Here is a 23,866-nt window from a genome sequence, read left to right on the forward strand (position 1 = left end):
AATTAATGAAACCATGAGCAGAGAATATATAAAAGTAGGAGTGGCCGGACCTGTAGGTTCCGGGAAAACAGCGCTCATTGAGCGCTTGACAAGGCAAATGGCGCAACACTACCAGGTGGCCGTTATCACCAACGATATTTATACAAAGGAAGATGCGGAGTTTCTCACGCAGAATAGCCTGCTGCCACCGGAAAGGATCATCGGTGTGGAAACCGGCGGCTGCCCGCATACCGCTATCCGTGAAGATGCCAGCATGAACCTCGAAGCCGTGGAAGAAATGGTACGCCGTTTCCCGGATATCGAAATCATCTTTATAGAAAGCGGCGGCGATAACCTGTCAGCCACCTTCAGCCCCGATCTGGCAGATGTCACCATTTTTGTGATAGACGTAGCGGAAGGAGATAAGATCCCACGCAAAGGTGGTCCGGGTATTACCCGCTCCAACCTGCTCGTCATCAATAAAATTGACCTCGCCCCCTATGTACATGCGGATCTTGGCGTAATGGAAAGGGATGCCCGCAAAATGAGAGGGGGACAGCCTTTCGTATTCACAGACCTCATGAGCGGCACCGGGCTGGAAGATGTGATCAACTGGATTAAAAGATACGCATTACTGGAAGACATTGCAGCGCCCAATCTCTTAACATGATCAGTGAACTGAAGATATTGACGGGTAAAAGAGACAGTGGCACCTATCTGAAGGAATGCTACTGCACACGGCCTTTTAAAGTGGCTAATGTGCGGGAAGAACGCAGCGACCCGGTATTGCGTCTCATGATGATGAGCTCTTCACCGGGAATGCTGGATAAAGATCATTACCAGCTGGATATTACCGTTGCCGCAGGCACAGCTTTACACCTGCAAACGCAGGCGTACCAGCGGCTGTTTAATATGGAAACCGGTGCTACACAGGAAATGCGCGTACGGCTGCAAACCGGGAGCACATTCACCTTTTTGCCGCACCCCCTGGTGCCGCATGAAAAGGCTACCTACACCGGCTATACGAACCTGCACCTCGCAAATAACTGCCGCCTCATCTGGGGAGAGATCATTACCTGCGGCCGGAAGTTAAACGGGGAAGTATTCCGCTTTACAAAACTGCACAGCATCACGCAGGTATTTTCAGGAGAACAGCTGCTGCTAAGAGATAACCTCCTGATGCAACCCGGCGTTACCAGTTTTGAGGCAATGGGCTGGATGGAAGAATACACACACCAGGCCACCTTCCTGTTTTTTGATACCCATGAAAAGGTAGCCCTTAATGAAACTGCGGACAGGCTTCACCGTTACCTGGAAGAGCAGCCCCGCATACTGGCGGGTGTTACACGCACCGCCGGCAACGGTATCATGGTAAGAATGCTGGGCCATAGCGGGGAAGAACTATTTGAATGTCAGCAACAACTGGCAAAGCTTTTATCTGTTTAAAACAGTAGTATGTCATTTATCGATAACAGTTTATTACTAACAGCAGTTACTATCAGCTGTCTTCATACGGCCTCCGGCCCGGATCATTATGTGCCTTTTATCGTTTTTTCCCGCACCCGGAAATGGTCGGTGGCTAAAACCATCGGGTGGACGGCCCTCTGCGGCCTCGGACACGTAATGAGTTCGCTCGTGATCGGGATGATCGGCGTGGTGCTGGGATGGCAGTTATCGCGCTTTACCGCTATCACAGAAGTACGTGGCGGCATTGCGGGATGGGCATTGCTGATATTGGGGCTTTTTTACCTCATTTGGGGATTGTATAAAGCCATCGCCAACAGGCCACACAAACACTTTGATGTATACGACGATGGCGATATGTATGTTTATCAGCATCGTCATAATGAAGCCTACGTAGCGCCGCAGAAAAGGATCCGCGTAACGCCCTGGATCCTGTTTGTGATATTCGTAATGGGGCCCTCTGAACCCTTGCTGCCGTTATTGTTTTACCCGGCGGCGCAACAATCTGTACCCGGCATTGTAATGCTGATCGCTACTTTTACCTTCTTTACCATTCTCACCATGATCATCATGGTACTGCTGGGATACTATGGGTTTTCCCTCATGAAACCCGTTGCTACGGAAAGATATATGGCCGCCATCAGCGGCGCTGCGGTTACACTCTGTGGAACGGGCATGGTTTTTATGGGTTGGTGAACTGTTTAGCAGCTCAGCTGTTATAGCAGATAAACCTTTACCACATGAGAAAATGGCTCAGGATCATCCTTATTACCGGCGGTATATTTATAGCACTCCTGGTGTTGTTAATCCTGGGTATGACCTGGTACATACATGCCAATAAAGACAATTTCCTGAAACAGATCACGGCCCAGCTGAATGATCGCCTGAGCGGAAATATCCGTATCGCTGATATGGAACCTTCCCTGTGGAAGAGTTTTCCCAATGTATCTATCGCCCTGAAAAAAGTAGTGCTGGAAGACAGCCTCTTTCAGCAACATCATCATCCATTGCTGGATGTTAACTACATTTTCGTACGGGTAAACACGTTATCACTGTTACGCAAGCACGTAGATGTAAATGAAATCACCCTGCAGGATGGTACCATCTTCCTGTATACTGATACCACCGGCTATTCCAACACATATGTGCTGCAACGGAAATCGGCCGCGAAGAAAAGCAATGGGGCAAAAGATGCCAGCATCAAAAAACTGATGTTAACGAACATCAGTTTTATTATAGATAACCGGCAGAAGTTTAAATTATTCCAACTGGATATACGCCAGCTGGATGGCAAGGTGAGTGCCACGGACAGCAGTGTACAGGTTACCATAATATCGGATATCCTGTCTAAAAGTTTTGCTTTCAACACCGTTAAAGGAAGTTATCTGAAAGATAAAAAACTGCAATTAAACCTCTCCGTAATATTCAATAAGCGCACAAAGATTCTCACGATACCATCACAGGAGATCCGCATAGATGACCACCCGGTGCTCATTACCGGGCAGTTTGGCTTTAGCGAAAAGCCGCCGCCGTTCCAGCTGAAAATTAATGCCAACCAGGTATTGCTGCATGATGCGGCCTCCTGGTTGCCACCCACTATCAGCACCAAATTAAGTAGCATTACCCTCACCAAACCACTGGACGCTGAGGCTAACCTCAACGGACATATGAAATACAGGGATACGCCCAGAGTACTTATCACCTGGAAAACGACCAACAATGTACTGGTAACTACAATGGGCGAATGGACCAACTGTAATTTCACCGGAAGGTTTAATAACGAGGTGTTACCGGGGCAGGGCCACAATGATGAAAACTCCGCCGTCAATATTTTTCAGCTGAGCGCTACGCTGGCAGGAGTACCGTTGAAAGCGGATACCATCCGCGTGGTGAACCTGAAGCAACCTTTGCTCCACGGCCACTTCCGGTCCAATTTCCCGTTGACTAACCTGAACAGCGATACCGGGGAAAGCCCCATCTTATTCAAAGATGGTAACGCCAATGCCGATCTGTACTACACGGGCCCCGTACTGGCCAATGATAATACACCTTCTTCCCTGCAAGGGGTGGTACAGGTAAAACAAGGCGCGTTTACTTACCTGCCGCGTAACCTGTCTTTTCATGATGCCAGCGCCACCCTGCGTTTTACCGGGCAGGATCTGATGCTGGAAAATGTCAACATACAAACACAGAAAAGCAGCCTGCAAATGAACGGCATGGTGAAGAACCTCCTGAACCTCTATTTTACCACACCGGATAAAATTGAACTCACCTGGAATGTCCGAAGCCAGCTGGTAGATCTGAATGAATTCAAGAGCTTCCTGGCGCCACGGCGAAAAGCCAAACCATCCCGCAGCCAGCAGAAAGCCAAAATGACCCGCGTGAACCGGCAACTGGATGTAGTGCTGGCGTCCAGCAATGTAAACATGCAGGTGCAGCTGGATAAGATCATCTTTCAGCGTTTCGCTGCGCAAAATGTTAAAGCTTCCGTACAACTAACGAATACGGATATACTATTAAAGCAGATCGCCCTGCAGCATGCAGGTGGAAATATGCAGCTGGCCGGCGTAATGCACCAGCAGGGGAATAACAACAACTTTAACATGAATGCTACCGTGAACAATGTGCACATCAGCCAGTTGTTTTACGCATTCGACAACTTTGGAATGTCGGCCCTGAAATCAGATAACCTGAGAGGAAATGTATCGGCAAAGGTGAACCTGAAAGGGAATATACTGGATAATGGAAGTCTTGCTAAGAACTCCCTTTACGGTACCATCAATTTTAACCTGAAGAACGGCGCCCTGATTAACTTTGGTCCGCTCGCAGATATCGGCAACTTCGCCTTCCGCAAACGCCGCCTGGATAGCATCACCATCGATAACCTGTCCAACACCTTCCAGGTACAGGGCAATAAAATACTGATACCACCCATGCGCATCGCTTCCAGCGCCATAAATATTGATGTGAACGGGGTATACGGAATAGATGGAGGCACCAATATCAACCTGGATATTCCGTTAAGAAACCCGGCGAAAGATTCGGCCATCACGGACAGTGCAGAGAAGCGCAAACGCAGCAGGAAAGGGATTGTTATACACCTGCATGCAGTGTCGGAAAAGGATGGTAAAGTGAAAATAAAGCTGGGGAAAGGAGATGGCGATTAAGGGTGACTTTTGCGGACCATCACAAAAGTCACCACACTATTTTTAAGCTACCGTTTGGAATGCCTGTTCAAGATCTCCCTTAATATCGCTGATATGTTCAATACCCAGCGAAATGCGCAGCACGCCTGGCGCTACACCCGCTTTCCTTTGCTCTTCTTCGCTCAGCTGCTGGTGAGTAGTAGTAGCAGGATGGATGATCAGCGTTTTGGAATCGCCTACATTGGCAAGATGATAGATTAACTTTAACGCCTGTACGAATTTATCGGCCGTTTCTTTTCCTTCCTTGATCTTAAAACTCAATACGCCGCCAAAGCCATTTTGCAGGTACTTCTTCGCCAGTGCATGGTATTTGTTGTCTGGAAGGCCCGGGTAGTTTACCGATTCCACCTGCGGATGTTGTTGCAGCCACTGTGCCAGGGCGAGTGCATTATCTACCGTCCGCTGTACCCGGAGGGAGAGGGTTTCCAGCCCCTGCAGGAACAGGAAAGAGTTTTGTGGCGCCAGTGCCGGTCCCCAGCTGCGTAAGCCGGCCACACGCGCCCGGATAATGTAGGCAATGTTGCCAAACGGACTGTGCGAGCCAAATACTTCCCAGAACTTCATACCATGATAAGCTTCATCCGGCTCGCTGAACTGTACAAACTTACCATTGCCCCAGTTATAGTTGCCGCCATCCACAATGATACCGCCAATACTGGTGCCATGCCCGCCAATCCATTTGGTGGCGGCTTCTACCACCACGTTGGCGCCGTGCTCCAGCGGACGGGCCAGGTAACCTGCCGCGCCAAAAGTATTATCCACTACCAGCGGAATATCATGCTTGCGCGCAATGGCGCTGATTTTTTCAAAATCCGGAATGGCAAATCCCGGGTTACCGATGGTTTCCACATAAAGCGCTTTTGTGTTTTCATCGATCAATGCTTCAAAGCTCTCCGGCTTATCAAGATCTGCAAAACGTGCCTCTACACCAATGCGCTTGAAACTCACTTTAAACTGGTTAAAGGTACCGCCATACAGATAGGAAGAGGTCACAAAATTATCTCCCGGTAACAGGATATTATGCAGGGCGATGAACTGCGCCGCCTGTCCGGATGCCACGGCCAGCGCGCCTACGCCGCCCTCCAGCGCTGCCACTCTCTTTTCAAATACATCCGTGGTGGGGTTCATAATACGGGTGTAGATATTACCAAACTGCTTCAGCTGGAAAAGATCCGCTGCATGTTCCGCGCTCTCAAAAGTATAGGAGGTGGTTTGATAAATAGGCACCGCAGCCGCATGGGTAGAGGATTCAGGCTGATAACCCGCATGTACCTGTAAGGTGTCAAAATGTAATGGCTGATTAGACATAACCGGAAAATTTAAAGGTTTGAATATAAGTCTACAAATATAGTAGACTAATTGTAATAACAAAATATTTTAACATGATTCTCACACAAAAAATAATATCTTCGGCACCATAATAAATATAAAATGAATGTTTAAGTGAAGAAATGCAGTTGACCGATGTTATTAACTATTACCACCAAACGTTACCCCGCCACAGACCTGGGCTATCTGTTGCATAAACATCCCGCAAAAGTACAAACCGTTGAACTGACCGCAGGGAGTGCACACATCTTTTACCCGGAAGCAACAGACCATTCCTGCACCGCCGCGTTATTGCTGGACATTGATCCGGTACGACTGGTACGCGGAAACGGGAACGGCCACGACTTTGCACTGGAACAATATGTAAACGACCGTCCATACGTAGCCTCGTCGTTTATGAGCGCGGCTATATCACAGGCTTATGCCACTGCCATGAATGGCCGTTGTAAAGACAAGCCACACCTGGTGGATGAAGCCATTCCGTTTGAAATTGGATTGTCTGTTTTACCGGTGAAGGGCGGCGAACCTTTACTGCGCCAGTTCTTTGAGCCGCTGGGCTATGAAGTGAATGTGCAGGCACACCTGCTGGATGAACAATATCCCGCATGGGGCCAGAGCCGTTACTTCAATGTAACCCTCCGCCATACACTGCCGCTGAAAACAATCCTGAAACAACTGTATATCCTGGTGCCGGTTTGCGACAACGACAAACATTATTTCGTAGGCGGCCATGAAATAGAAAAGCTGATGGAGAAAGGAGAGGGCTGGCTGGATAATCATCCTGCCAAAGAACTCATTACCCGCCGCTATCTCCGCAACATTGCACCACTGGCCAAACAGGCACTGGAGCTGATCATGAAAGACGAAGTACTACCCGCAGAGGAAAAACCGGCGAAAGACAAAGTAAAACTGCATGACCTCCGCCTGCTAACGGTAAGGGATATACTCCTGGAACTAAATGTATCCACGGTAGCAGACATGGGTTGCGGGGAAGGGAAACTGCTCCGCCTGCTGATGGAGAAATCACAATTCAAAAAGATCCTGGGAATGGATGTAAGCTATCGCGCACTGGAAATTGCACAGGATAAAGTGAAGCTCGACCGCCTCCCCGAAATGCAGCGTAGCCGCATACAGCTCATCCAGGGATCACTAACGTACAGGGATAAACGCCTGGAAGGTTTTGATGCCGGCGTACTGGTGGAAGTGATTGAACACCTGGACGAATCCCGCCTCCAGGCACTGGAAAAAGTAGTATTTGAATACGCACGGCCTGTACATGTGATCATTACCACGGTAAATGCAGAATATAATGTGATGTATGAAAAGCTTACTGCTGGCGCATTCCGGCATGGAGATCACCGTTTTGAATGGACACGCGCACAATTTGAAACGTGGGCCAACCGCGTAGCCGCACAATTTGGTTATATTGTATCCTTCAGGCCACTTGGAGAAATAGATGAAACACTGGGCGGACCCAGCCAGCTGGCCTTGTTTAAACGATCATTATGAGAGACATTATATTAGAGAAAATAAAGGAACTGGAACAACAGCATCAGGTAAAAGTATTGTATGCCTGCGAATCCGGCAGCCGCGCATGGGGATTTGCTTCTCCCGACAGCGACTACGATGTGCGCTATATTTATACCCGTCACAGGGATAGCTACCTGAGTATCACTGAACCACGCGATGTAATTGAATTACCGGTAGATGAAGTGCTGGATGTAAGCGGATGGGATATACGCAAAGGATTACAGCTGTTCCTGAAATCCAATGCCCCGCTGTACGAATGGTTACAGTCGCCCATCATCTACAAAGAAGAAACGGATTTTAAACAAACAATGACAAGCCTGATGGAAAAGTACTTTTCACCACGCTCAGGTTGTCATCATTACCTCTCTATGGCTTTCAATGTTTTCTCCAACGAATTACAGGGAGAAGCCATCAAGCTGAAGAAGTACTTTTATGTATTGCGCCCAATGCTCGCCTGCCAGTGGATCCTTGCCGGTAAAGGTGTGCCGCCGATGGAGCTGGAACCGTTACGTACGTTAATTACAGATAATGCTATTCAGGCTATCGTCGATAAACTGCTGGAATTAAAAGCCACTGCGGATGAGCAAGCCACGGTAACGCCTGATCCTGTACTGCACCAGTGGATGGCATATACCCTGGAAGATTGTAGAATGCAGGCAGCAGAATTACCGGCCATAAAGAACGATACTGCAGAACTGGATATGCTTTTCCGGAAATATATTTCGTATGACTTTTGAAGCACTGCAACAGCAACGGGAGTACATCCTGCTGGAATGCATCAGCGGCAGCAAGGCGTATAACCTGCAGGTACCCACGTCAGACACAGATATCAAAGGCGTATTCATATTACCGCAAAGCGAACTGTATGGGATGACCTACACCCCGCAGGTAGCCAATCAAAGCAATGATGAAGTATACTTTGAAATAAAGCGCTTCCTGGAACTGCTGGATAAAAACAATCCCAATATCCTGGAACTGCTGAGTACTGCAAATGGCAACCAATTGTTCCGGCATCCGCTGATGAACCTCATTCAGCCTAAAGACTTCCTGTCGAAGCTATGCCTGGAAACTTTTGCAGGCTACGCCAAAACGCAGATAAAGAAAGCAAAAGGACTGAATAAAAAAATCAATCAGTCGCACGGAACAGAACGGAAAGACGTAACTGAATTTTGCTACGTAATTGCGGGCAGCCGCAGTGTTCCCTTACGGGAGTGGCTACACGAAAACAACCTCTCGCAAAACGATTGCGGCCTTGCACGGATAGACCATTTCCGGGATGTATACGCGTTGTATCATACCAGCCAGTTTGAAGCCGGCGTTACCTTTAAAGGGATCTTCTCCGGCGCAGATGCGAATGATGTACAACTCAGCAGCATCCCGAAAGGGCCGGACCCGTTGGGGATTATGCAGTTTAACAAAGACGGCTATACGGTGTATTGTAAAGACTTTGCATCTTATTGGGAATGGGTGGAGCTTCGGAACGAAGCCCGCTACGAACATAACCGGGAACTGGGCGCAGACTACGACAGCAAGCACATGATGCATACCTTCCGCCTGCTCACAATGGCTGAAGAGATTGCACGATACAAGGAAGTACGGGTGTACCGTAACGACCGCGATTTTCTGCTTCGTATCCGCAACGGTGAGTTTACATACGACGAACTGCTGGATATGGCCACCCGAAAATTAAATGACATGGAACAGCTGTATGCCGCTTCCGATCTTCCGGATCACCCGGACCCGGAGCTGGCCGCCAGCCTGTTAATCAGAATAAGAGACGAATTTTATGTCCCGGAGAAATAGACAATTATCACATATCTCCATACCGGAATTATCACTGGTATTATTGATCGGCCCATCTGGCGCTGGTAAGTCCACGTTTGCCCGCCACTTTTTTAAGCCCACCGAAATTGTTTCGTCGGATGTGTGCCGGGGGTTGATCAGCGATGATGAAAACAACCAGGCGGTTTCCGCCGATGCTTTTGAAGTAGTTAGATTTATAGCCGCTAAACGGTTGAAGCTGGGGCTGCTCACCGTGATAGACGCCACCAATGTGCAGCCGGAAGCGCGCAAGGAATGGGTGCGGCTGGCCCGCGAGTATCATGTACTCCCGGTGGCCATTGTACTCAATATGTCGGAGAAAGTATGCCAGGAGCGCAACAACTTGCGGAGCGACCGTAACTTCGGTACGCACGTGATCCCGCAACAGATCAGCCAGCTCCGGCGCGGTGTCCGCTACCTCCGGGACGAAGGTTTCCGTCACATCTTTGAACTGCACTCGCCGGAAGAGGTGGAACAGCTGGAAACCGTTACCCGTAACCCGTTGTACAATAATAAGAAAGATGAACACGGACCTTTTGATATCATAGGAGATGTACACGGTTGCTACGATGAGCTGTGTACCTTGCTGGGTACATTGGGCTACGAAGTAGATAAAGAAAACTATACCCTGATCAGCGCACCGCTCACTACTAACGCAGATGGATACACGCGTTTCCGCAAACCCGTGTTTGTAGGCGACCTGGTAGATCGTGGTCCGAAGTCGCCACAGGTACTGCGGTTGGTAATGAACATGGTAAACAATGGTCTCGCGCTATGCGTACCGGGCAACCATGACGCCAAACTGCTCCGCTACCTGAATGGAAAGAACGTCATGTTACGGCACGGCCTCGAAGCAACGGTAGCCCAGCTGGCAGGTGAAACACCGGAGTTCCTTGCGGCAGTGAAACAGTTCCTGGATGGCCTCGTGAGTCATTATGTACTGGACGATGGTAAACTGGTGGTAGCACATGCCGGGTTAAAGGAAAACATGCAGGGGCGTGGCTCCGGCGCAGTAAGAGAGTTTTGCCTGTACGGTGAAACCACCGGAGAAACAGATGAATTCGGCCTGCCGGTAAGATATAACTGGGCGCTGGAATACAAGGGCAAAGCAATGGTGGTATACGGCCACACACCGGTTCCGGAAGCTAAATTTTTAAACAACACCATCGACATAGATACCGGTTGCGTATTTGGCGCTACGCTTACCGCACTGCGTTACCCTGAAAAGATACTGGTGTCAGTACCCGCACAGGAGCAGTACGCCGAGCCTGCCCGTCCCATTGGCTACAACCTGGAAAGCGCGTTAAGCCTGGAGCAGCAGTACGATAACGTGCTGGACATAGAAGATTTTATCGGGAAGAAAATATTGCAGACAAACTATAGTCATAGCATTACTATCCGGGAAGAGAACAACATTGCGGCATTGGAAGCCATGAGCCGTTTTACTATCAACCCGAGGTGGCTCATATATTTGCCACCCACCATGTCGCCCGCTGAAACGAGCCGGGAAGAAGGAATGCTGGAGCATCCTGCGGAGGGCCTGCAATATTATAAAGAAGCAGGTATAGCAAAAGTAATTTGTGAAGAGAAACATATGGGCTCGCGCGCAGTGGTAATTGTTTGCCGCGACGAGGCCACAGCCATAAAACGCTTTGGCGTTGCAGAAGAAGGTAACGGTGTGGTATATACGAGAACGGGCCGCAGCTTCTTCAGCGATAAGCAAACGGAGCAGCACTTCATAGCCCGCATCAACGCAGCGCTGATCAGCACCGGCTTTTACGAAACCTTTGAAACCGACTGGGTATGCCTGGATGCAGAGCTGATGCCCTGGAGCGCAAAAGCCCAGGCATTACTGCAAAACCAGTACGCAGCCGTTGGCACTGCCGCAGGGCAGGCGTTGCCCGTAGTGGTGGATGCGTTGCAGCAGGCCATTACACAGGGTGTACCTGCGCAGGCGTTGCTGGAAAAGTACTCCCGCCGTCTCGAACAAACCAGCAGTTACGTAAAGGCATACCGCCAGTATTGCTGGCCGGTGGAGTCGCTGGACGATTATAAGCTGGCGCCGTTTCATATCATGGCCACGGAAGGCAAAACGTATTTCGATAAAGACCATGAATGGCATCTGTCTGCCATAAAAAATATCTGCGCTGGTGATGAACAATTACTGATTGCTACCCCTTTCCTGGAAGTGGAAATAGGGAATGAGACCAGCGAAAAAGCAGCCATCACCTGGTGGGAAAATCTTACCGCCGCCGGTGGCGAAGGTATGGTGATCAAACCATCCACCTTTATGGCCAGGGATGAAAAAGGACTCATCCAGCCCGCCGTAAAGATCCGCGGAAAAGAATACCTGCGCATCATTTACGGTCCTGAATACGACGCACCGGAAAACCTGCACCGTTTGCGCAGCCGCAAGCTGTCGGGCAAACGCTCCCTGGCATTGCGTGAATTCGCACTGGGCCTCGAAGGGCTCGACCGGTTTGTAAATAATGCATCGCTGCAGGCGGTACATCAATGCGTATTTGGTATTTTAGCGCTGGAGAGCGAACCGGTGGATCCGAGACTGTAACCATGAAAGCATCTTTCTACATTAAAAAAACATAATTATGAAAGCCGTAGCCGTATCAAAATTCAAAGACATTCCTGTGGTGATGGACCTGCCGAAACCTGCAGTACGACCAGGCACTGTACTGGTAAAAGTAGCCGCAGCGGGGATGAATCCGTTCGACTGGAAAATGATTGATGGCATTATGGACGACGGGAAAACCAAACACCAGTTTCCGCTCATCATGGGCGTAGATGGTGCAGGCACCGTGGAAGAAGTGGGAGAGGGCGTTACCCGGTTTAAAGCAGGCGATAAGATCTACGGTCAGTTTATTCATTCGCCCATCGGCGAAGGCTCTTATGCCGAATACGCCATCGTGCCTGAAAAATCAGGGATTACCAAAGCGCCAACCAGCCTGTCGGCCGTTGAAGCTGCCGCGGTACCCACTGCCGGCATGACCGCCCAGCAACTATTGGATAAACTGGATCTCCAGGAAGGAAATACACTGCTGATCAACGGCGCCACCGGGGGCGTTGGCTCGTTTGCGGTACAACTGGCTGCTGCGCAGGGTTTACAGGTAATTGCCACCGTTTCAGATGAAGCCGGCGCTGAAAGAATGAAGAAACTGGGCGCTGCAATAACTATTAACTATAAAGAAGCGCCATTAACCGAACAGGTAAAAGAACAGTTCCCTGGAGGACTCGATGGGCTGATCGACCTGGTAAGTAAAACAGACGGATTTGAGGCAAACCTGGATCTGTTGAAACCCGGCGGCACTGCATTTACCACCCAATTTGTAGCAGAAGAAAATGCCCTGAAAGACAGGAATCTCCGCGGAGGCAACTTTGAAACACAAGGTAGCGCCGCTTCGCTGGATACCTTAACACTGGCCATTGACCGGGGTGCGCTTACAATCCCCGTGGAAAATAAAATTAAACTGGAAGACGTGCCGGCTGCTATTGCCTTGAGCCGCCAGGCGAAAGGGAAGGGAAAAACAGTAATCGTTATTTGAGTAAACGCCTCCGGTGCGTATTAAAATTACGCGCCGGAGGCATTCCTACACTACACTCCAGCCGTTGCCTTAAACAACTCCGCCTCACCATCAGTGCTGATTTCATAAGTGGCACCATAGGCTGTAAAAGCACATTGTCCTTTTTGCAAAGTCAGTGTATCCTCGCCTTTAATAGTAACGTTGCCTTTCATTACAATCAGTATTTCCGCAGCTTTGGCGGTATGCTTGTATACCTGTCCGGCAGTAAGATCAATTTTACTCACCTCAAAGTCCGGAGCGGGGGAAGGATAAATTCTTTCCAGTCCATCTGCGCTTACATCGCCTTTAATGATATTCGGATGCACCCCTTCAAAGCGGGTATGCTTCAGGAGTTCCGGTACATCCACATGTTTCGGGGTAAGACCGCCACGCAGCACATTGTCTGAATTAGCCATCAGCTCTACGTTTTGGCCTTCCAGGTAAGCGTGTGGAATGCCGGCGTCCTGGAACACTGCATCGCCGGGTTGTACCTGCATGATATTAAAGAAGTAAATAGAGAAGATGCCACGATCGAGTTTTTCCCTGCTGTTAGGATCATTCAAAACCGCACGGGCAGCCCAGAAACCAGGATCGTTTTTCGACAGCTTGTTGGATTTGTATGGAAGGATCATGCGGTCTGTCAGCGGGCGGAGAATGATATTCACCAGCGACTGCGGCATTTCCATTACATTTTTATACAGGCCATAATAACCTTCTTTTTCGTATATGCTTACCAGTGAAGTAAATTCCGGAACGGTTTTCAGCACGTTCAGTAATTGTTCATGTGGCAGGAAGCCATGAAGGAGATAGAACTCACTCAGGGCCACCATAATTTCAGGTTTATGGTTATCGTCTTTATAGTTACGGTTTGGCGCGCTCAAAGGAATACCTTCAGCGTTTTCCCTTGCAAATCCTTTCTCCGCTTCACTTTTGGTAGGGTGTACCTGGATAGATAACATGTCTTTTACATCCAGGATCTTAAAAAGAAAAGGCAGCTCCTTAAACCGTTCCCATACTGCCGGACCGGTAATGTTGGCCGGGTCCTGGCCAATCAGCTCATTCAGCGGCAGTTGGCCGCTGGCGGTAGTAATAGTGGACGGAGCGCTGGGATGCGCGCCCATCCAGTATTCTGCACTGGGTTGATTTGAAGGGGCAATTCCCAACAGCTCAGGAATATAGTTATATCCGCCCCATGCGTAATGCTGTACTTTTCCTTCCAGTCTGAATAAGTTCATATATAGTAATCTGTTTTACTTGTTAAATAGCAGAGAATCGATAATTTTATATGCCTGCAAAAATAGGTGTTAACCGTAAATAATTCCCCCGCACCAGGAAGTAAATTATTCAGGCAGTTGTTTGTAATACCCAAACCCAATAGCAAATGGCCAATCATCTGTCCCTGGGGCAACAGGGCGAATCAATTGCACAGGCTTATGTTAGCCGGTATTGTACCATCCTGCATGTAAACTGGAAATCCGGCAGGAAGGAAATAGATATCATCGCCCGGAAAAACGAACAGATTTATTTCATCGAAGTAAAAACACGCAGTACAGATCGCTTTGGCTGGCCCGAAGAAGCCGTGAACGCCCGCAAGGAAGAACATATCCGCAGCGTGGCAACCGACTATCTCCTGTATTATAACCTTAACCCGGCAGCCATCCGGTTTGATATTATTGCCATCACATTTTCAGGAGAAAATTATGAGTTGGAACACCTGAAAGATGTGTTCTGAACGCGGGTTTCCCGCTTCAGATCGTTAACCAGTTATTAACAAAAAAATGCCTGTGATTATTCTTTAATACTATGATATTATATATCTTTGTACCAGCTTTTAGAACCTACCCCTGAGTTGTTATATACCCCCGGTATCCCGGTAGATTTCAGGCAAAACATTTTCTCTGAAAAGATCTGGTGCAATGGTCAGCGCGACCTGTGCAGGCACTTTATTTATACCAACAGGAGAGATGAACAACGGCGATACCAGTAACAAAGAAAGAAACAGGGGAGTAAAAATTAATACACATTTGACAGCGTTTGTTTAACCGCGGCTATTACGCTACTAAACGCATTGATCACAGGAAGTTGCTTTCGGGAGTCAGAAAGTAAAAAAAAAGCTCCGTCTTACAAGACGGAGCTTTTATGTTTTATGCTTACCATAAACCGGTGTAGTTGTGTGGCGTAATGGCTTTCAGTTCTTTTTTGAGGGCAGCGCTGATCTTCAGTCCGTCCACAAATTTATGCATGCTTTTCTGCGTGATCTGTTCTCCGCCACGGGTCAGCTCTTTCAGTGCTTCATATGGCTGTGGATAGTTTTCACGACGTAATACAGTTTGAATGGCTTCTGCTACAACCGCCCAGTTATTTTCCAGGTCGTCTTTCAGCTTGGCTTCATTCAGGATCAGTTTACTCAGTCCTTTCTGAATAGATTTGGTAGCCAGCAGGGTATGACCAAACGGAACGCCGAGGTTACGCAATACCGTGGAATCGGTCAGGTCGCGCTGCAGGCGGGAAATGGGCAGTTTGGCGCTCAGGTGCTCAAACAGGGCATTCGCCAGTCCGAGGTTGCCTTCTGCGTTCTCAAAATCAATCGGGTTCACTTTATGCGGCATGGCAGAAGAGCCCACTTCATTCTTCTTGATCTTCTGTTTGAAATAATCCATAGAGATATAAGTCCATATATCACGGCAGAAGTCAAGCAGGATTGTATTGATTCGTTTCAGCGCATCAAATTGAGCAGCGATATTATCATAATGCTCAATCTGCGTGGTATACTTCATACGTTGCAGGCCCAGCGTGGTATTCACGAACTTCTCGCCAAACTTTTCCCAGTTGATCTTGGGGAAAGCTACGTGATGCGCGTTGAAGTTACCGGTAGCGCCGCCAAACTTCGCTGCGAAAGGAATATGTCCCAGCAGGTTCACCTGTCCTTCCAACCGTTCTACAAACACCAGGATCTCTTTACCCAAAATGGTAGGGGAGGCTGGTTGACCGTGGGTACGTGCCAGCATCGGTACTTTCATCCAGGACAATCCCAGCTTCTTCAGCTCCAGGATCATATTGGCCAGTGCAGGCATGTACACGTGTTCTATGGCGTCTTTCCAGAACAGCGGGGTAGCGGTATTGTTTACATCCTGTGAAGTAAGACCGAAATGCACCCACTCCAGTTTGTCTTCCAAACCCAGGTTCTTCAATTCATTCTTCAGAAAATATTCAACTGCCTTTACATCGTGGTTGGTAATTTTCTCTGTGTCTTTGATCAGTTGCGCGTTCTCGATGGTGAACTCCTGGTAAATTTTACGCAGGGCGGGGAACTTGGCTTTCGGCAGCGTAAACAGCTTCTGCTCGGAGAGCGCAATAAAATATTCCACCTCTACCATCACACGGTAACGGATCAACGCAAATTCAGAAAAATAATTGGCCAGCTCGTCCAGTTGCTTGCGATAGCGCCCGTCCAGCGGAGAAATGGCAGTTAAAGGTTGTAGTTGCATAATGTATGTATTCCAGTATTACTATTAACATGTTTGAATGGCTGCAAGTTCTCCCTAAATCCTGATTTACAGGACCACAATTATTCATTTGGAACTTGTTAACCGGGATTTAATTACTTTTGCAGCTTCAAAATTACTGAAATTGGAACGGAAAGTAAAAGTTGCGGCTGTAAGTTATTTGAATACGAAGCCTTTATTGTATGGATTCAGGAATCATCCGGTGATGGAGATGATGGAATTATCGATGGATTATCCCGCTAAAATAGCCCAGCAGCTGATAGATGGAGAGGTAGACGTAGCGCTTGTGCCGGTAGCCATTATTCCTAAATTAAAGGAATATCATATCATAGCAGATTATTGTATCGGAGCCGAAGGACCAGTGGCATCTGTTTGTTTATACAGCGAGGTGCCTTTAAATGAAATAAAACGTATTTACCTGGATTACCAGAGCCGCACTTCTGTAGCGCTGCTCAAAGTACTGGTACATGAATACTGGAAGCTTGGTGTGGAGTTTGTAGATACCAACGGGGATTACCAGGACAAGATCAAAGGAACTGATGCCGGCCTGGTGATTGGCGACCGCGCCCTGGAACAACGCAAAGTATCGCCATATATATATGACCTCGCAGAAAACTGGGTGCGTTTTACCAGCCTGCCGTTTGTTTTCGCCGCCTGGATCAGTAACAAACAACTGCCGGCAGCGTTTATAACGGAGTTTAACAACGCCACGGGTATCGGAATTCAGAATATTCCGGCGGTAGTAGCCGAAAACCCTTACGCAGTATACGATCTTACCACTTATTATATTCATAATATCAGTTATCCGTTAACGCCGGCGAAGCGACAGGGCATGCAAAAATTCCTCGGATACCTGCTACAGGAGCGGGTTGTATGATCAAGTCCACGTCCCCTCCACGTCACCTCCGTATAAAGTCCATGTCAAAGGCATGTCCTAAGCATGTGTAAAGCATGCGCTAAGCATATCCGAAGCATTGGCAAAGCATATTTAAAGCAGAAAGGATAAAGCATCACTTTATCCTTTCTGCTTTTTTAAGTATCTTCATGATTCGCACAATCATCTGCTTAAATTAATCTACGCTCATGAAAATCGGTATCCTTGGAAGCGGTCCTGTAGGATTAACCCTTGGTAAAGGGCTTATTCAGGCAGGACATCATGTTACAATCGGTACCCGTAACCCCGCGAGGGAATCCCTGCAGCAATGGATAAAAAAGCAAGGCAAACAGGCAATGGCCGGCACTTTCAGACAGGCATCCGAATTCGGGGAACTGTTGCTGATCTGTACCAGCTGGGCCGGTACCCAAAAAGCCATTGAAGCCGCCGGAATATGGAACTTCAAAAACAAAACAGTTGTGGATGTTACCAATCCACTCGATGGCAAAGGCCCCGATGAAAGCGGACGACTCACCTTCACCATCGGTCATAATAACTCGGCAGGGGAACAAATACAAGCCTGGCTGCCTCCGGATGCCAATGTGGTAAAGGCACTCAGCTGTATAGGCCATGAAAAAATGTTGCTCCCGGATTTCAAAGAAGGAGCCCCCACCATGTTTATCGCCGGCAATAACAACGATGCCAAACGGGAAGTGACCAACCTGCTGCACCAGATTGGCTGGCTCGATGTGGCTGATATGGGAAAGATAGAAATGAGCCGCAGCATAGAACCACTCTCTATTTTATGGGCTGCCTACGGCTTTCTGAACGACAGCACCGGTCATGCCTTCAAATTGCTGAAACGATAAAATGAAAAGAGGGACCAGCTATCAGCTGATCCCTCTCTTATATATCCGTGTACTTACTTTACCTGTTTGGAATTTATATAGAAGTTTTTATCTACCTCAAAGTTCTTCAGGTTACTTAAAGTAATATTGGAACTCCGCCATAACGTTCCGGGGTATATCAGCTTAAACCCGTTATCACTCAGCTTCACCTTCACCGGCATATTAAAATCCTTTACATCAGATACCCAGCGGTATTGGATCTGTTGTCCGTTGAAACGGTACTCCAGCGTAGGAATGGTAGTATGACGCAGGTACTGGTCAAACACTTTACTGAGGTTCATACCTACTACCTGACTCATATACTGTTCTATTTCCTGCGTGGTCACAGTCTGATGGTAGAATGTTTTGTTCAGCCCGCGCAGCAACTGGCGGAAGGCTTCGTCGTCTTCCATGATCTGCCGGATATTGTGCAGCATGTTGGCGCCTTTATAATACATATCACCGCTTCCCTCTGCGTTTACGCCATAGGGAGGAATGATGGGCACATCATTTAAGATATTTTTACGGATACCCTGTACATATTCCTCCGCGGCCTTATGTCCATACTGGCATTCAGTAAAAAGGGTTTCGGAATAGTTGGTGAAAGACTCATGGATCCACATGTCTGCCAGGTCCTTGCTGGTAATACTGTTACCAAACCATTCATGGCCGCTCTCATGGATAATGAGGAAGTCCCACTTCAATCCCCAGCCGGTACCGGAAAGATCCCTGCCGGAATAACCCATGAGGTATTTGTTGCCATATGCCACACCGCTCTGGTGTTCCATACCCAGGAACGGCGCTTCTATCAGTTTGTAACTGTCTTTATAAAAAGGATACTTACCAAACCAGTATTCAAAACATTTCAGCATCGGCTTCACCACTTTGAAATGTTCCCGCGCTTTGTCTTCATTATAATCCAATACCCAGAAACCAAGATCCAGTTTGCCGCCTTCACCATGCCAGGTATCTTTCATCTCTATATAGTTACCTACGTTCACCGCTACATCATAATTATTGATAGGGCTGCCCACATACCATACAAAGGTTTTGGTGCCATCGGGGTTGTCGATGGTCTTTTTTAAACGGCCATTGGATACATCGGTCAGGTCCGCCGGAACGGTTACGCTGATGGTCATGTCTTCCGGTTCATCGCTTTGCGTGTCTTTGTTCGGCCACCAGATGCTGGCGCCCAAACCCTGGCAGGCAGTGGCTATCCACGGACGGCCCTTTTCATCTTTAGCCCATACCACGCCGCCATCCCATGGGGCTTTCAACGCCTTGCGGGGTTTACCGCTGTAATACACGGTAATCTTTTTTGATTTGTCTTTTGCCTGCGGCGACACCATCTTTATAAACCAGGCATTGCCGTCGCGGGTAACGGTGAGCGACTTCTTATCCTGTACCACACTGTCTATTACCATGGGTACCTGCAAGTCTATCTGCATCACGGAATCGGTTTTCAGCACCTGGTAGGTAATGGTATTAAAGCCGCTGAAGGTGCTGTCGTCCGGGTTTACCTGTACATGCAGGTCGTAGCTGGTAACATCCCACCAGGCGCGCTGAGGAGTAATACTGCCTCTCAGCGTGTCAGCCCTGCTGAACTGTTGTGCCCCTGCAGTTAATGTTGCCAGAAGGGCCATACAAAGCATTGGTATGCCGCGCATATTTATTCGTATATTTTAACCTGAAAGATATTAATTTACTGCCAAATGAAAAGTTGTTATTGTCAGGTGGTTATATGCAGATGGGGGCTTGCAGTGTTATGCAGCCTCTTACTTGGGGCATGCGGTAGCCCGGAAGAACAGTCGCTGCGGGTATTCCGGTATAACAGCACCAACGGACTTGCCAGCCTGGACCCCGCATTTGCCAAAAGCCAGGAAGTAATATGGGCGGTAAAGCAATTATACAATACGCTGGTGGAACCCGACACCAATCTGGTGATCCGCCCTTCGCTGGCCAAACAGTGGCGCGAGTCCGCCGATCACCGCACCTATACATTTGATCTCCGGACAGATGTGTACTTCCACGACAGCGACATCTTCCCCGGAGGCAAAGGCCGCCGGATGACGGCCCACGACGTGGTGTATAGTCTCCGCCGTATCATGGACCCGGTCACGGCTTCGCCCGGCGCCTGGATCTTCAACGGCAAGCTCTCCGCCGACAGCGGCTTTAAAGCCCTGAATGATTCCACCTTTGAACTCACGCTTTACCGGCCGTTCCACCCGGTGCTGGGAATTCTCAGTATGCAGTACTGCTCCATTGTGCCACATGAAGCCATTGAGAAATACGGGAAAGACTTCCGCAACCACCCCTGTGGTACCGGGCCATTCCGCTTTTTCCTCTGGGACGAAGGACAGGCGCTGGTGCTGCACCGCAACCCTGCTTACTTTGAAACAGATGACACCGGCCATCGCCTGCCTTACCTCGAAGCCGTTCAGGTAGGCTTCCTCGAAAGCAAAGCATCGGAGTTCCTGCTGTTCCGCCAGGGACAACTGGATTTCATGAACGATATAGACGCCTCCTTTAAAGATGAAGTGCTCACCAAACAAGGCAAACTCCGGAAGGAGTGGGAGGGCAAAATGGTGCTGAGCAAACATTCTTATCTGAATACAGAATACCTCGGAATTCTTGCAGACAGCACCAATCCACTCGTAAGGGAATCGCCGCTCCGCTGGAAAAAGGTGCGCCAGGCCATTAACTACGGTATCGACCGTACGAAAATGATGACCTATCTCCGCAATGGCATAGGCACCGCCGCCACAGCAGGATTTGTGCCCGCCGGGCTGCCTTCTTTCGACGCGCAGAAAGTAAAGGGCTATCCCTGGAACCCGGCCATGTCACGGCAGCTGCTCCGCGAAGCCGGCTTCCCGGATGGAAAAGGACTACCCGTTATCAAGCTGTTGTCTATTCCTATTTACGCCGATCTCGCCAACTACGTGGCCAATGAGCTGGAAAATGTTGGCATCCGCATCCAGGTGGAAGTAGTGCAGAAAAGCCTGCTGCTGGAGCAAACCGCTAAATCACAGGCGTTGTTTTTCCGCGGCAGCTGGATCGCTGATTATCCCGACGCAGAAAGCTACCTGGCTATGTTTTACAGTAAAAACCCGGCGCCGCCGAATTATACCCGCTATCATAACCCGGCGTTCGACCGGCTCTATGAAACATCCCTGGAGGAAAACAACGACAGCATCCGGTACATTCAATACCGAGAGATGGACAACCTGATCATGGCAGACGCCGTAATAGTGCCGCTGTTCTACGATGAGGTAGTACGACTGGTACAGCCAAACATCTCCGGATTCACGGGTAACGGTATGAATCTCTTAGAGTTACGTCGGGTAAAGAAAAATTAAAATTTAAAATTATTTTAACATTTCCTTCACCACCCGGAACAGTAAATCTGGCTTGATATCCACTAAATTAGCTTACCTTTGGCGCTTATTTGTCACTTTATAAAGTATAGAAATGACGGCGATCCTGATATTCTTTTGTGTGCATTGGTTCTTTTCCTTGTTTTTTCACACATTCTACTTACACCGTTATGCATCTCACCAGATGTATACTACCAGTAAATTCTGGGAACGATTCTTTTATTTCAGCACCTGGTTTTTCCAGGGTTCATCATACCTGATTCCAAGAGCTTATGGCGTTATGCACCGCATGCACCATGAATTCAGCGATACCGAACACGATCCGCATTCTCCGCACTTCTTCAAAGACGTTTGGGGCATGATGGTACAAACCCGCAAAATCTACAATGGTTTTGTAACCCGTACCAGTGAAGTGGATCCTAAATTTACCAAAGACCCGTTACCTGAATGGGATGCGATGGATAAATTCGGCGACAGCAACATCACCCGTTTCCTCTGGATGGGCGCTTATGTAGCATTTTATGTAGCATTCGTTCCTGCCGGTATGTGGTATCTTTATTTACTGCTGCCAATCCATTTCCTGATGGGACCTGTACAGGGCGCTATCGTTAACTGGTGCGGACATAAATATGGTTACCAGAATTTTGATAACAACGACCATTCCAGGAATACTTCTCCGTGGGGTATTGTACTGATGGGCGAACTGTTTCAGAATAACCACCACAAATTTAAAGACAGTCCTAACTTTGCCAAGAAATGGTATGAGCTGGATCCAAGCTACCAGGTAATGAAGTTGCTGAACTTCGTTGGTATCATTAAGCTGAAACCCGCAATGGTTACAGCGCAGATGAAGAAAGCGAAAGCTGCCTGATAATACTTCGTACAATCAATCTGTTACAATAATAGAAAGTGCCTTGCCGTAATGGTGAGGCATTTTTTATTGGAGGAATAGCGGAAGGAGTCTTCCGCTATTCCTGTTTTACCGGAAGGGTTTAAAGGAAACATGCTGCGCCAGCGCCAGCATGGGCCGGTCGCCCTCACTATCGCCGTAAGCATATATTTCCCCGAAGTTTTCCAGGCGGTAAGCTTCACGGATGCGTCGCACCTTTTCTTCACCATTGCAGTTGATACCCTGTATATTACCGGTGATGACTTTATTTTTTACTTCGAGACGGGTGGCCAGGCAAACGATGTTTTCCCTCCGGCACCACGGCGCTACCCAGTCCTGCGCGGAAGCAGATACCACCACCACATGATGCCCCTGTTGCTGGTGATTTCGTATAGCCGCCAACGCTTGCGGACGAATTAACGCCGGCAGCTTCTCCCGGCAGAAACTTTCACAGCCTGCGGAAAAATCATGGACGGGCATTTCTGCAAAAAAATATTGCAGTACTTCTTCCTTCATCTGCTGCGCCGGCAACATTTTTAATTTGAAGCGCAGCAGTGCGGGCAGCAGTTGGATCATGCCTGCATACATAGCGGCGCGGCCCCTGTGATGGCGGATGATTTCCCATAGGGTATCCCTCGTAGTAATGGTTCCGTCGAAGTCGAAAAAAGCGATGGTCACAGGGAGAGTTTTTTGAAAATACCTTCAGGTATTAATTTGATAATGAGCATAATGTATCGCCAATGCCACTTTACATACAGCACATTCTTTTTACGGTTCACTGCTTTAAAAACCGCGGTGGCCACTGCTTCCGGCTGGGCGGTGAGTAAGGGGGGCAGGGTCAGGTGTTGAGTCATACGGGTGTTCACAAATCCCGGTTGCACACTCATCACGTGAACGCCACTACGAAAAAGACGGTTTCTTAACCCGCTGAGATAAGCGGTAAAACCTGCTTTCGCACTGCCATAAATATAATTACTTTGCCGTCCTCTTTCACCTGCTACAGAGCTGATCCCCACAATGGTTCCCTGCTTCCTGGCTTCGTAGCTTTCCGCCACAATGTTTAGTATAGAAACGGCGCCGGTATAATTACTGTTAATAATGGTAGCAGCTTCCTGCCAGTTTTGCTGCGCTTTCTCCTGGTCGCCCAGGTAACCAAAAACGCAGACGGTGATGTCGGGAGGAACCGGCAGGCCGGCGTAAAAAGCCGCGTGTGATGGGAAGTTGGCCGCATCAAACATATGCGTGGTGGCTTTAACGTCAAAACGCACCTGCAGATCCTGTTGTTGTGGTATCAAAGCGGCAGTATTCCTGCCGGCCAGTTGAATATCATATTTTTCAGACGCAAACTTCCGGGCAATGGCAACCGCCATGTCTGAACCTGCGCCAAGTATTAAAAGGGTAGGCATGAGTGTACTTGGTTAATCAGGGTAAA

21 protein-coding genes are annotated in these 23,866 nt (G+C 48.5%); 15 read left to right on the forward strand and 6 right to left on the reverse strand.

Annotation, left to right across the window (positions count from 1 at the left end):
• Window positions 1-13: 13 nt before the first annotated feature.
• Genes ureG through V7S65_RS08335 form a run of 4 tightly spaced genes read left to right on the forward strand, consistent with a single transcriptional unit; the run spans window position 14 to window position 4,610 of the window.
• Complete coding sequence (gene ureG, locus V7S65_RS08320; protein WP_111578161.1) at window positions 14-649, forward strand: urease accessory protein UreG; 636 nt, start codon at window positions 14-16, stop codon at window positions 647-649.
• On the forward strand, window positions 646-1,425 hold the full coding sequence (locus tag V7S65_RS08325; protein WP_336388572.1) for an urease accessory protein UreD: 780 nt from the start codon (window positions 646-648) through the stop codon (window positions 1,423-1,425). Before ureG ends, V7S65_RS08325 begins: the two co-directional genes overlap by 4 nt.
• A 9-nt stretch (window positions 1,426-1,434) precedes the next feature.
• Window positions 1,435-2,139 (forward strand): hypothetical protein, encoded by a 705-nt coding sequence (locus V7S65_RS08330; protein WP_079471858.1) that lies wholly within the window; start codon window positions 1,435-1,437, stop codon window positions 2,137-2,139.
• 44 nt (window positions 2,140-2,183) lie between these two features.
• The gene (locus tag V7S65_RS08335) at window positions 2,184-4,610 is read left to right on the forward strand and encodes an AsmA family protein (RefSeq protein WP_336388571.1); all 2,427 of its coding nucleotides are present in this window, start codon (window positions 2,184-2,186) and stop codon (window positions 4,608-4,610) included.
• A 42-nt stretch (window positions 4,611-4,652) separates the two neighbouring features.
• On the opposite strand, the gene V7S65_RS08340 is transcribed toward V7S65_RS08335, so the two are convergent.
• Window positions 4,653-5,957: an O-acetylhomoserine aminocarboxypropyltransferase/cysteine synthase family protein gene (locus V7S65_RS08340; protein WP_336388570.1), complete on the reverse strand. Its 1,305-nt coding sequence runs from the start codon at window positions 5,955-5,957 to the stop codon at window positions 4,653-4,655.
• Between the two features lie 156 nt (window positions 5,958-6,113).
• Here V7S65_RS08340 and V7S65_RS08345 point away from each other — a divergent pair, with 156 nt between their 5' ends.
• The 5 genes from V7S65_RS08345 to V7S65_RS08365 are packed head-to-tail and all read left to right on the forward strand — an operon-like array spanning window position 6,114 to window position 12,886.
• Entirely contained in the window at window positions 6,114-7,487 is a 1,374-nt protein-coding gene (locus tag V7S65_RS08345) for a 3' terminal RNA ribose 2'-O-methyltransferase Hen1 (RefSeq protein ID WP_336388569.1), read from the forward strand.
• The gene (locus V7S65_RS08350; RefSeq protein ID WP_111578167.1) at window positions 7,484-8,245 is read left to right on the forward strand and encodes a nucleotidyltransferase domain-containing protein; all 762 of its coding nucleotides are present in this window, start codon (window positions 7,484-7,486) and stop codon (window positions 8,243-8,245) included. The genes V7S65_RS08345 and V7S65_RS08350 overlap by 4 nt, the downstream gene beginning before the upstream one ends.
• Window positions 8,235-9,311, forward strand: coding sequence for a DNA polymerase beta superfamily protein (locus V7S65_RS08355; RefSeq protein ID WP_336388568.1), 1,077 nt, complete (start codon window positions 8,235-8,237; stop codon window positions 9,309-9,311). The genes V7S65_RS08350 and V7S65_RS08355 overlap by 11 nt, the downstream gene beginning before the upstream one ends.
• Complete coding sequence (locus tag V7S65_RS08360) at window positions 9,295-11,898, forward strand: polynucleotide kinase-phosphatase (RefSeq protein WP_336388567.1); 2,604 nt, start codon at window positions 9,295-9,297, stop codon at window positions 11,896-11,898. The genes V7S65_RS08355 and V7S65_RS08360 overlap by 17 nt, the downstream gene beginning before the upstream one ends.
• Window positions 11,899-11,935: 37 nt before the next feature.
• The gene (locus V7S65_RS08365; RefSeq protein ID WP_336388566.1) at window positions 11,936-12,886 is read left to right on the forward strand and encodes an NADP-dependent oxidoreductase; all 951 of its coding nucleotides are present in this window, start codon (window positions 11,936-11,938) and stop codon (window positions 12,884-12,886) included.
• A 50-nt stretch (window positions 12,887-12,936) separates the two neighbouring features.
• Here the strand turns inward: V7S65_RS08365 and manA are convergent, their stop codons facing one another.
• Window positions 12,937-14,139 (reverse strand): mannose-6-phosphate isomerase, class I, encoded by a 1,203-nt coding sequence (manA, locus tag V7S65_RS08370; RefSeq protein WP_111578171.1) that lies wholly within the window; start codon window positions 14,137-14,139, stop codon window positions 12,937-12,939.
• Between the two features lie 146 nt (window positions 14,140-14,285).
• Between manA and V7S65_RS08375 the strand changes: the two genes are divergently transcribed.
• Both V7S65_RS08375 and V7S65_RS08380 read left to right on the forward strand, forming a co-directional pair.
• On the forward strand, window positions 14,286-14,636 hold the full coding sequence (locus V7S65_RS08375) for a YraN family protein (protein ID WP_079471867.1): 351 nt from the start codon (window positions 14,286-14,288) through the stop codon (window positions 14,634-14,636).
• Between the two features lie 87 nt (window positions 14,637-14,723).
• A complete protein-coding gene (locus tag V7S65_RS08380; protein ID WP_159454397.1) occupies window positions 14,724-14,891 on the forward strand; it encodes a hypothetical protein in 168 nt (55 codons plus the stop codon).
• 163 nt (window positions 14,892-15,054) lie between these two features.
• On the opposite strand, the gene purB is transcribed toward V7S65_RS08380, so the two are convergent.
• The gene (gene purB, locus V7S65_RS08385) at window positions 15,055-16,392 is read right to left on the reverse strand and encodes an adenylosuccinate lyase (RefSeq protein WP_079471868.1); all 1,338 of its coding nucleotides are present in this window, start codon (window positions 16,390-16,392) and stop codon (window positions 15,055-15,057) included.
• 142 nt (window positions 16,393-16,534) lie between these two features.
• Here purB and V7S65_RS08390 point away from each other — a divergent pair, with 142 nt between their 5' ends.
• Window positions 16,535-17,287 carry a menaquinone biosynthetic enzyme MqnA/MqnD family protein gene (locus tag V7S65_RS08390; RefSeq protein WP_079472474.1) on the forward strand — a complete coding sequence of 251 codons (753 nt, stop codon included), beginning with the start codon at window positions 16,535-16,537 and terminating at the stop codon, window positions 17,285-17,287.
• Window positions 17,288-17,493: 206 nt separating this feature from the next.
• Window positions 17,494-18,153 (forward strand): NADPH-dependent F420 reductase, encoded by a 660-nt coding sequence (locus tag V7S65_RS08395; protein WP_079471869.1) that lies wholly within the window; start codon window positions 17,494-17,496, stop codon window positions 18,151-18,153.
• Window positions 18,154-18,206: 53 nt separating this feature from the next.
• On the opposite strand, the gene V7S65_RS08400 is transcribed toward V7S65_RS08395, so the two are convergent.
• Window positions 18,207-19,838 carry a M1 family metallopeptidase gene (locus tag V7S65_RS08400; protein ID WP_336388565.1) on the reverse strand — a complete coding sequence of 544 codons (1,632 nt, stop codon included), beginning with the start codon at window positions 19,836-19,838 and terminating at the stop codon, window positions 18,207-18,209.
• A 45-nt stretch (window positions 19,839-19,883) separates the two neighbouring features.
• On the opposite strand from V7S65_RS08400, the gene V7S65_RS08405 reads away from it, so the two are divergent.
• Window positions 19,884-21,527 carry an ABC transporter substrate-binding protein gene (locus tag V7S65_RS08405; RefSeq protein WP_336388564.1) on the forward strand — a complete coding sequence of 548 codons (1,644 nt, stop codon included), beginning with the start codon at window positions 19,884-19,886 and terminating at the stop codon, window positions 21,525-21,527.
• A 112-nt stretch (window positions 21,528-21,639) separates the two neighbouring features.
• A complete protein-coding gene (locus V7S65_RS08410; RefSeq protein ID WP_079471872.1) occupies window positions 21,640-22,416 on the forward strand; it encodes an acyl-CoA desaturase in 777 nt (258 codons plus the stop codon).
• Between the two features lie 108 nt (window positions 22,417-22,524).
• Here the strand turns inward: V7S65_RS08410 and V7S65_RS08415 are convergent, their stop codons facing one another.
• Both V7S65_RS08415 and V7S65_RS08420 read right to left on the reverse strand, forming a co-directional pair.
• Window positions 22,525-23,112: an HAD family hydrolase gene (locus tag V7S65_RS08415; protein WP_111578174.1), complete on the reverse strand. Its 588-nt coding sequence runs from the start codon at window positions 23,110-23,112 to the stop codon at window positions 22,525-22,527.
• A complete protein-coding gene (locus V7S65_RS08420; protein ID WP_336388563.1) occupies window positions 23,109-23,840 on the reverse strand; it encodes an SDR family oxidoreductase in 732 nt (243 codons plus the stop codon). Before V7S65_RS08420 ends, V7S65_RS08415 begins: the two co-directional genes overlap by 4 nt.
• Between the last annotated feature and the right edge of the window lie 26 nt (window positions 23,841-23,866).

Origin of the sequence: Chitinophaga sp. CCNWYY40 (assembly GCF_037483205.1) — a bacterium.
Classification (GTDB): domain Bacteria; phylum Bacteroidota; class Bacteroidia; order Chitinophagales; family Chitinophagaceae; genus Chitinophaga; species Chitinophaga ginsengisegetis.

Bases quoted from the DNA above. Each gene is read 5' to 3' on its own strand.
- V7S65_RS08355 (WP_336388568.1), top strand. From the start codon at position 8,235: ATGACTTTTGAAGCACTGCAACAGCAACGGGAGTACATCCTGCTGGAA.
- V7S65_RS08350 (WP_111578167.1), top strand. From the start codon at position 7,484: ATGAGAGACATTATATTAGAGAAAATAAAGGAACTGGAACAACAGCAT.
- V7S65_RS08325 (WP_336388572.1), top strand. From the start codon at position 646: ATGATCAGTGAACTGAAGATATTGACGGGTAAAAGAGACAGTGGCACC.
- manA (WP_111578171.1), bottom strand. From the start codon at position 14,139: ATGAACTTATTCAGACTGGAAGGAAAAGTACAGCATTACGCATGGGGC.
- V7S65_RS08375 (WP_079471867.1), top strand. From the start codon at position 14,286: ATGGCCAATCATCTGTCCCTGGGGCAACAGGGCGAATCAATTGCACAG.
- V7S65_RS08345 (WP_336388569.1), top strand. From the start codon at position 6,114: ATGTTATTAACTATTACCACCAAACGTTACCCCGCCACAGACCTGGGC.
- V7S65_RS08330 (WP_079471858.1), top strand. From the start codon at position 1,435: ATGTCATTTATCGATAACAGTTTATTACTAACAGCAGTTACTATCAGC.
- V7S65_RS08405 (WP_336388564.1), top strand. From the start codon at position 19,884: ATGAAAAGTTGTTATTGTCAGGTGGTTATATGCAGATGGGGGCTTGCA.
- ureG (WP_111578161.1), top strand. From the start codon at position 14: ATGAGCAGAGAATATATAAAAGTAGGAGTGGCCGGACCTGTAGGTTCC.
- purB (WP_079471868.1), bottom strand. From the start codon at position 16,392: ATGCAACTACAACCTTTAACTGCCATTTCTCCGCTGGACGGGCGCTAT.
- V7S65_RS08335 (WP_336388571.1), top strand. From the start codon at position 2,184: ATGAGAAAATGGCTCAGGATCATCCTTATTACCGGCGGTATATTTATA.
- V7S65_RS08360 (WP_336388567.1), top strand. From the start codon at position 9,295: ATGTCCCGGAGAAATAGACAATTATCACATATCTCCATACCGGAATTA.
- V7S65_RS08400 (WP_336388565.1), bottom strand. From the start codon at position 19,838: ATGCGCGGCATACCAATGCTTTGTATGGCCCTTCTGGCAACATTAACT.
- V7S65_RS08420 (WP_336388563.1), bottom strand. From the start codon at position 23,840: ATGCCTACCCTTTTAATACTTGGCGCAGGTTCAGACATGGCGGTTGCC.
- V7S65_RS08340 (WP_336388570.1), bottom strand. From the start codon at position 5,957: ATGTCTAATCAGCCATTACATTTTGACACCTTACAGGTACATGCGGGT.
- V7S65_RS08410 (WP_079471872.1), top strand. From the start codon at position 21,640: ATGACGGCGATCCTGATATTCTTTTGTGTGCATTGGTTCTTTTCCTTG.
- V7S65_RS08365 (WP_336388566.1), top strand. From the start codon at position 11,936: ATGAAAGCCGTAGCCGTATCAAAATTCAAAGACATTCCTGTGGTGATG.
- V7S65_RS08395 (WP_079471869.1), top strand. From the start codon at position 17,494: ATGAAAATCGGTATCCTTGGAAGCGGTCCTGTAGGATTAACCCTTGGT.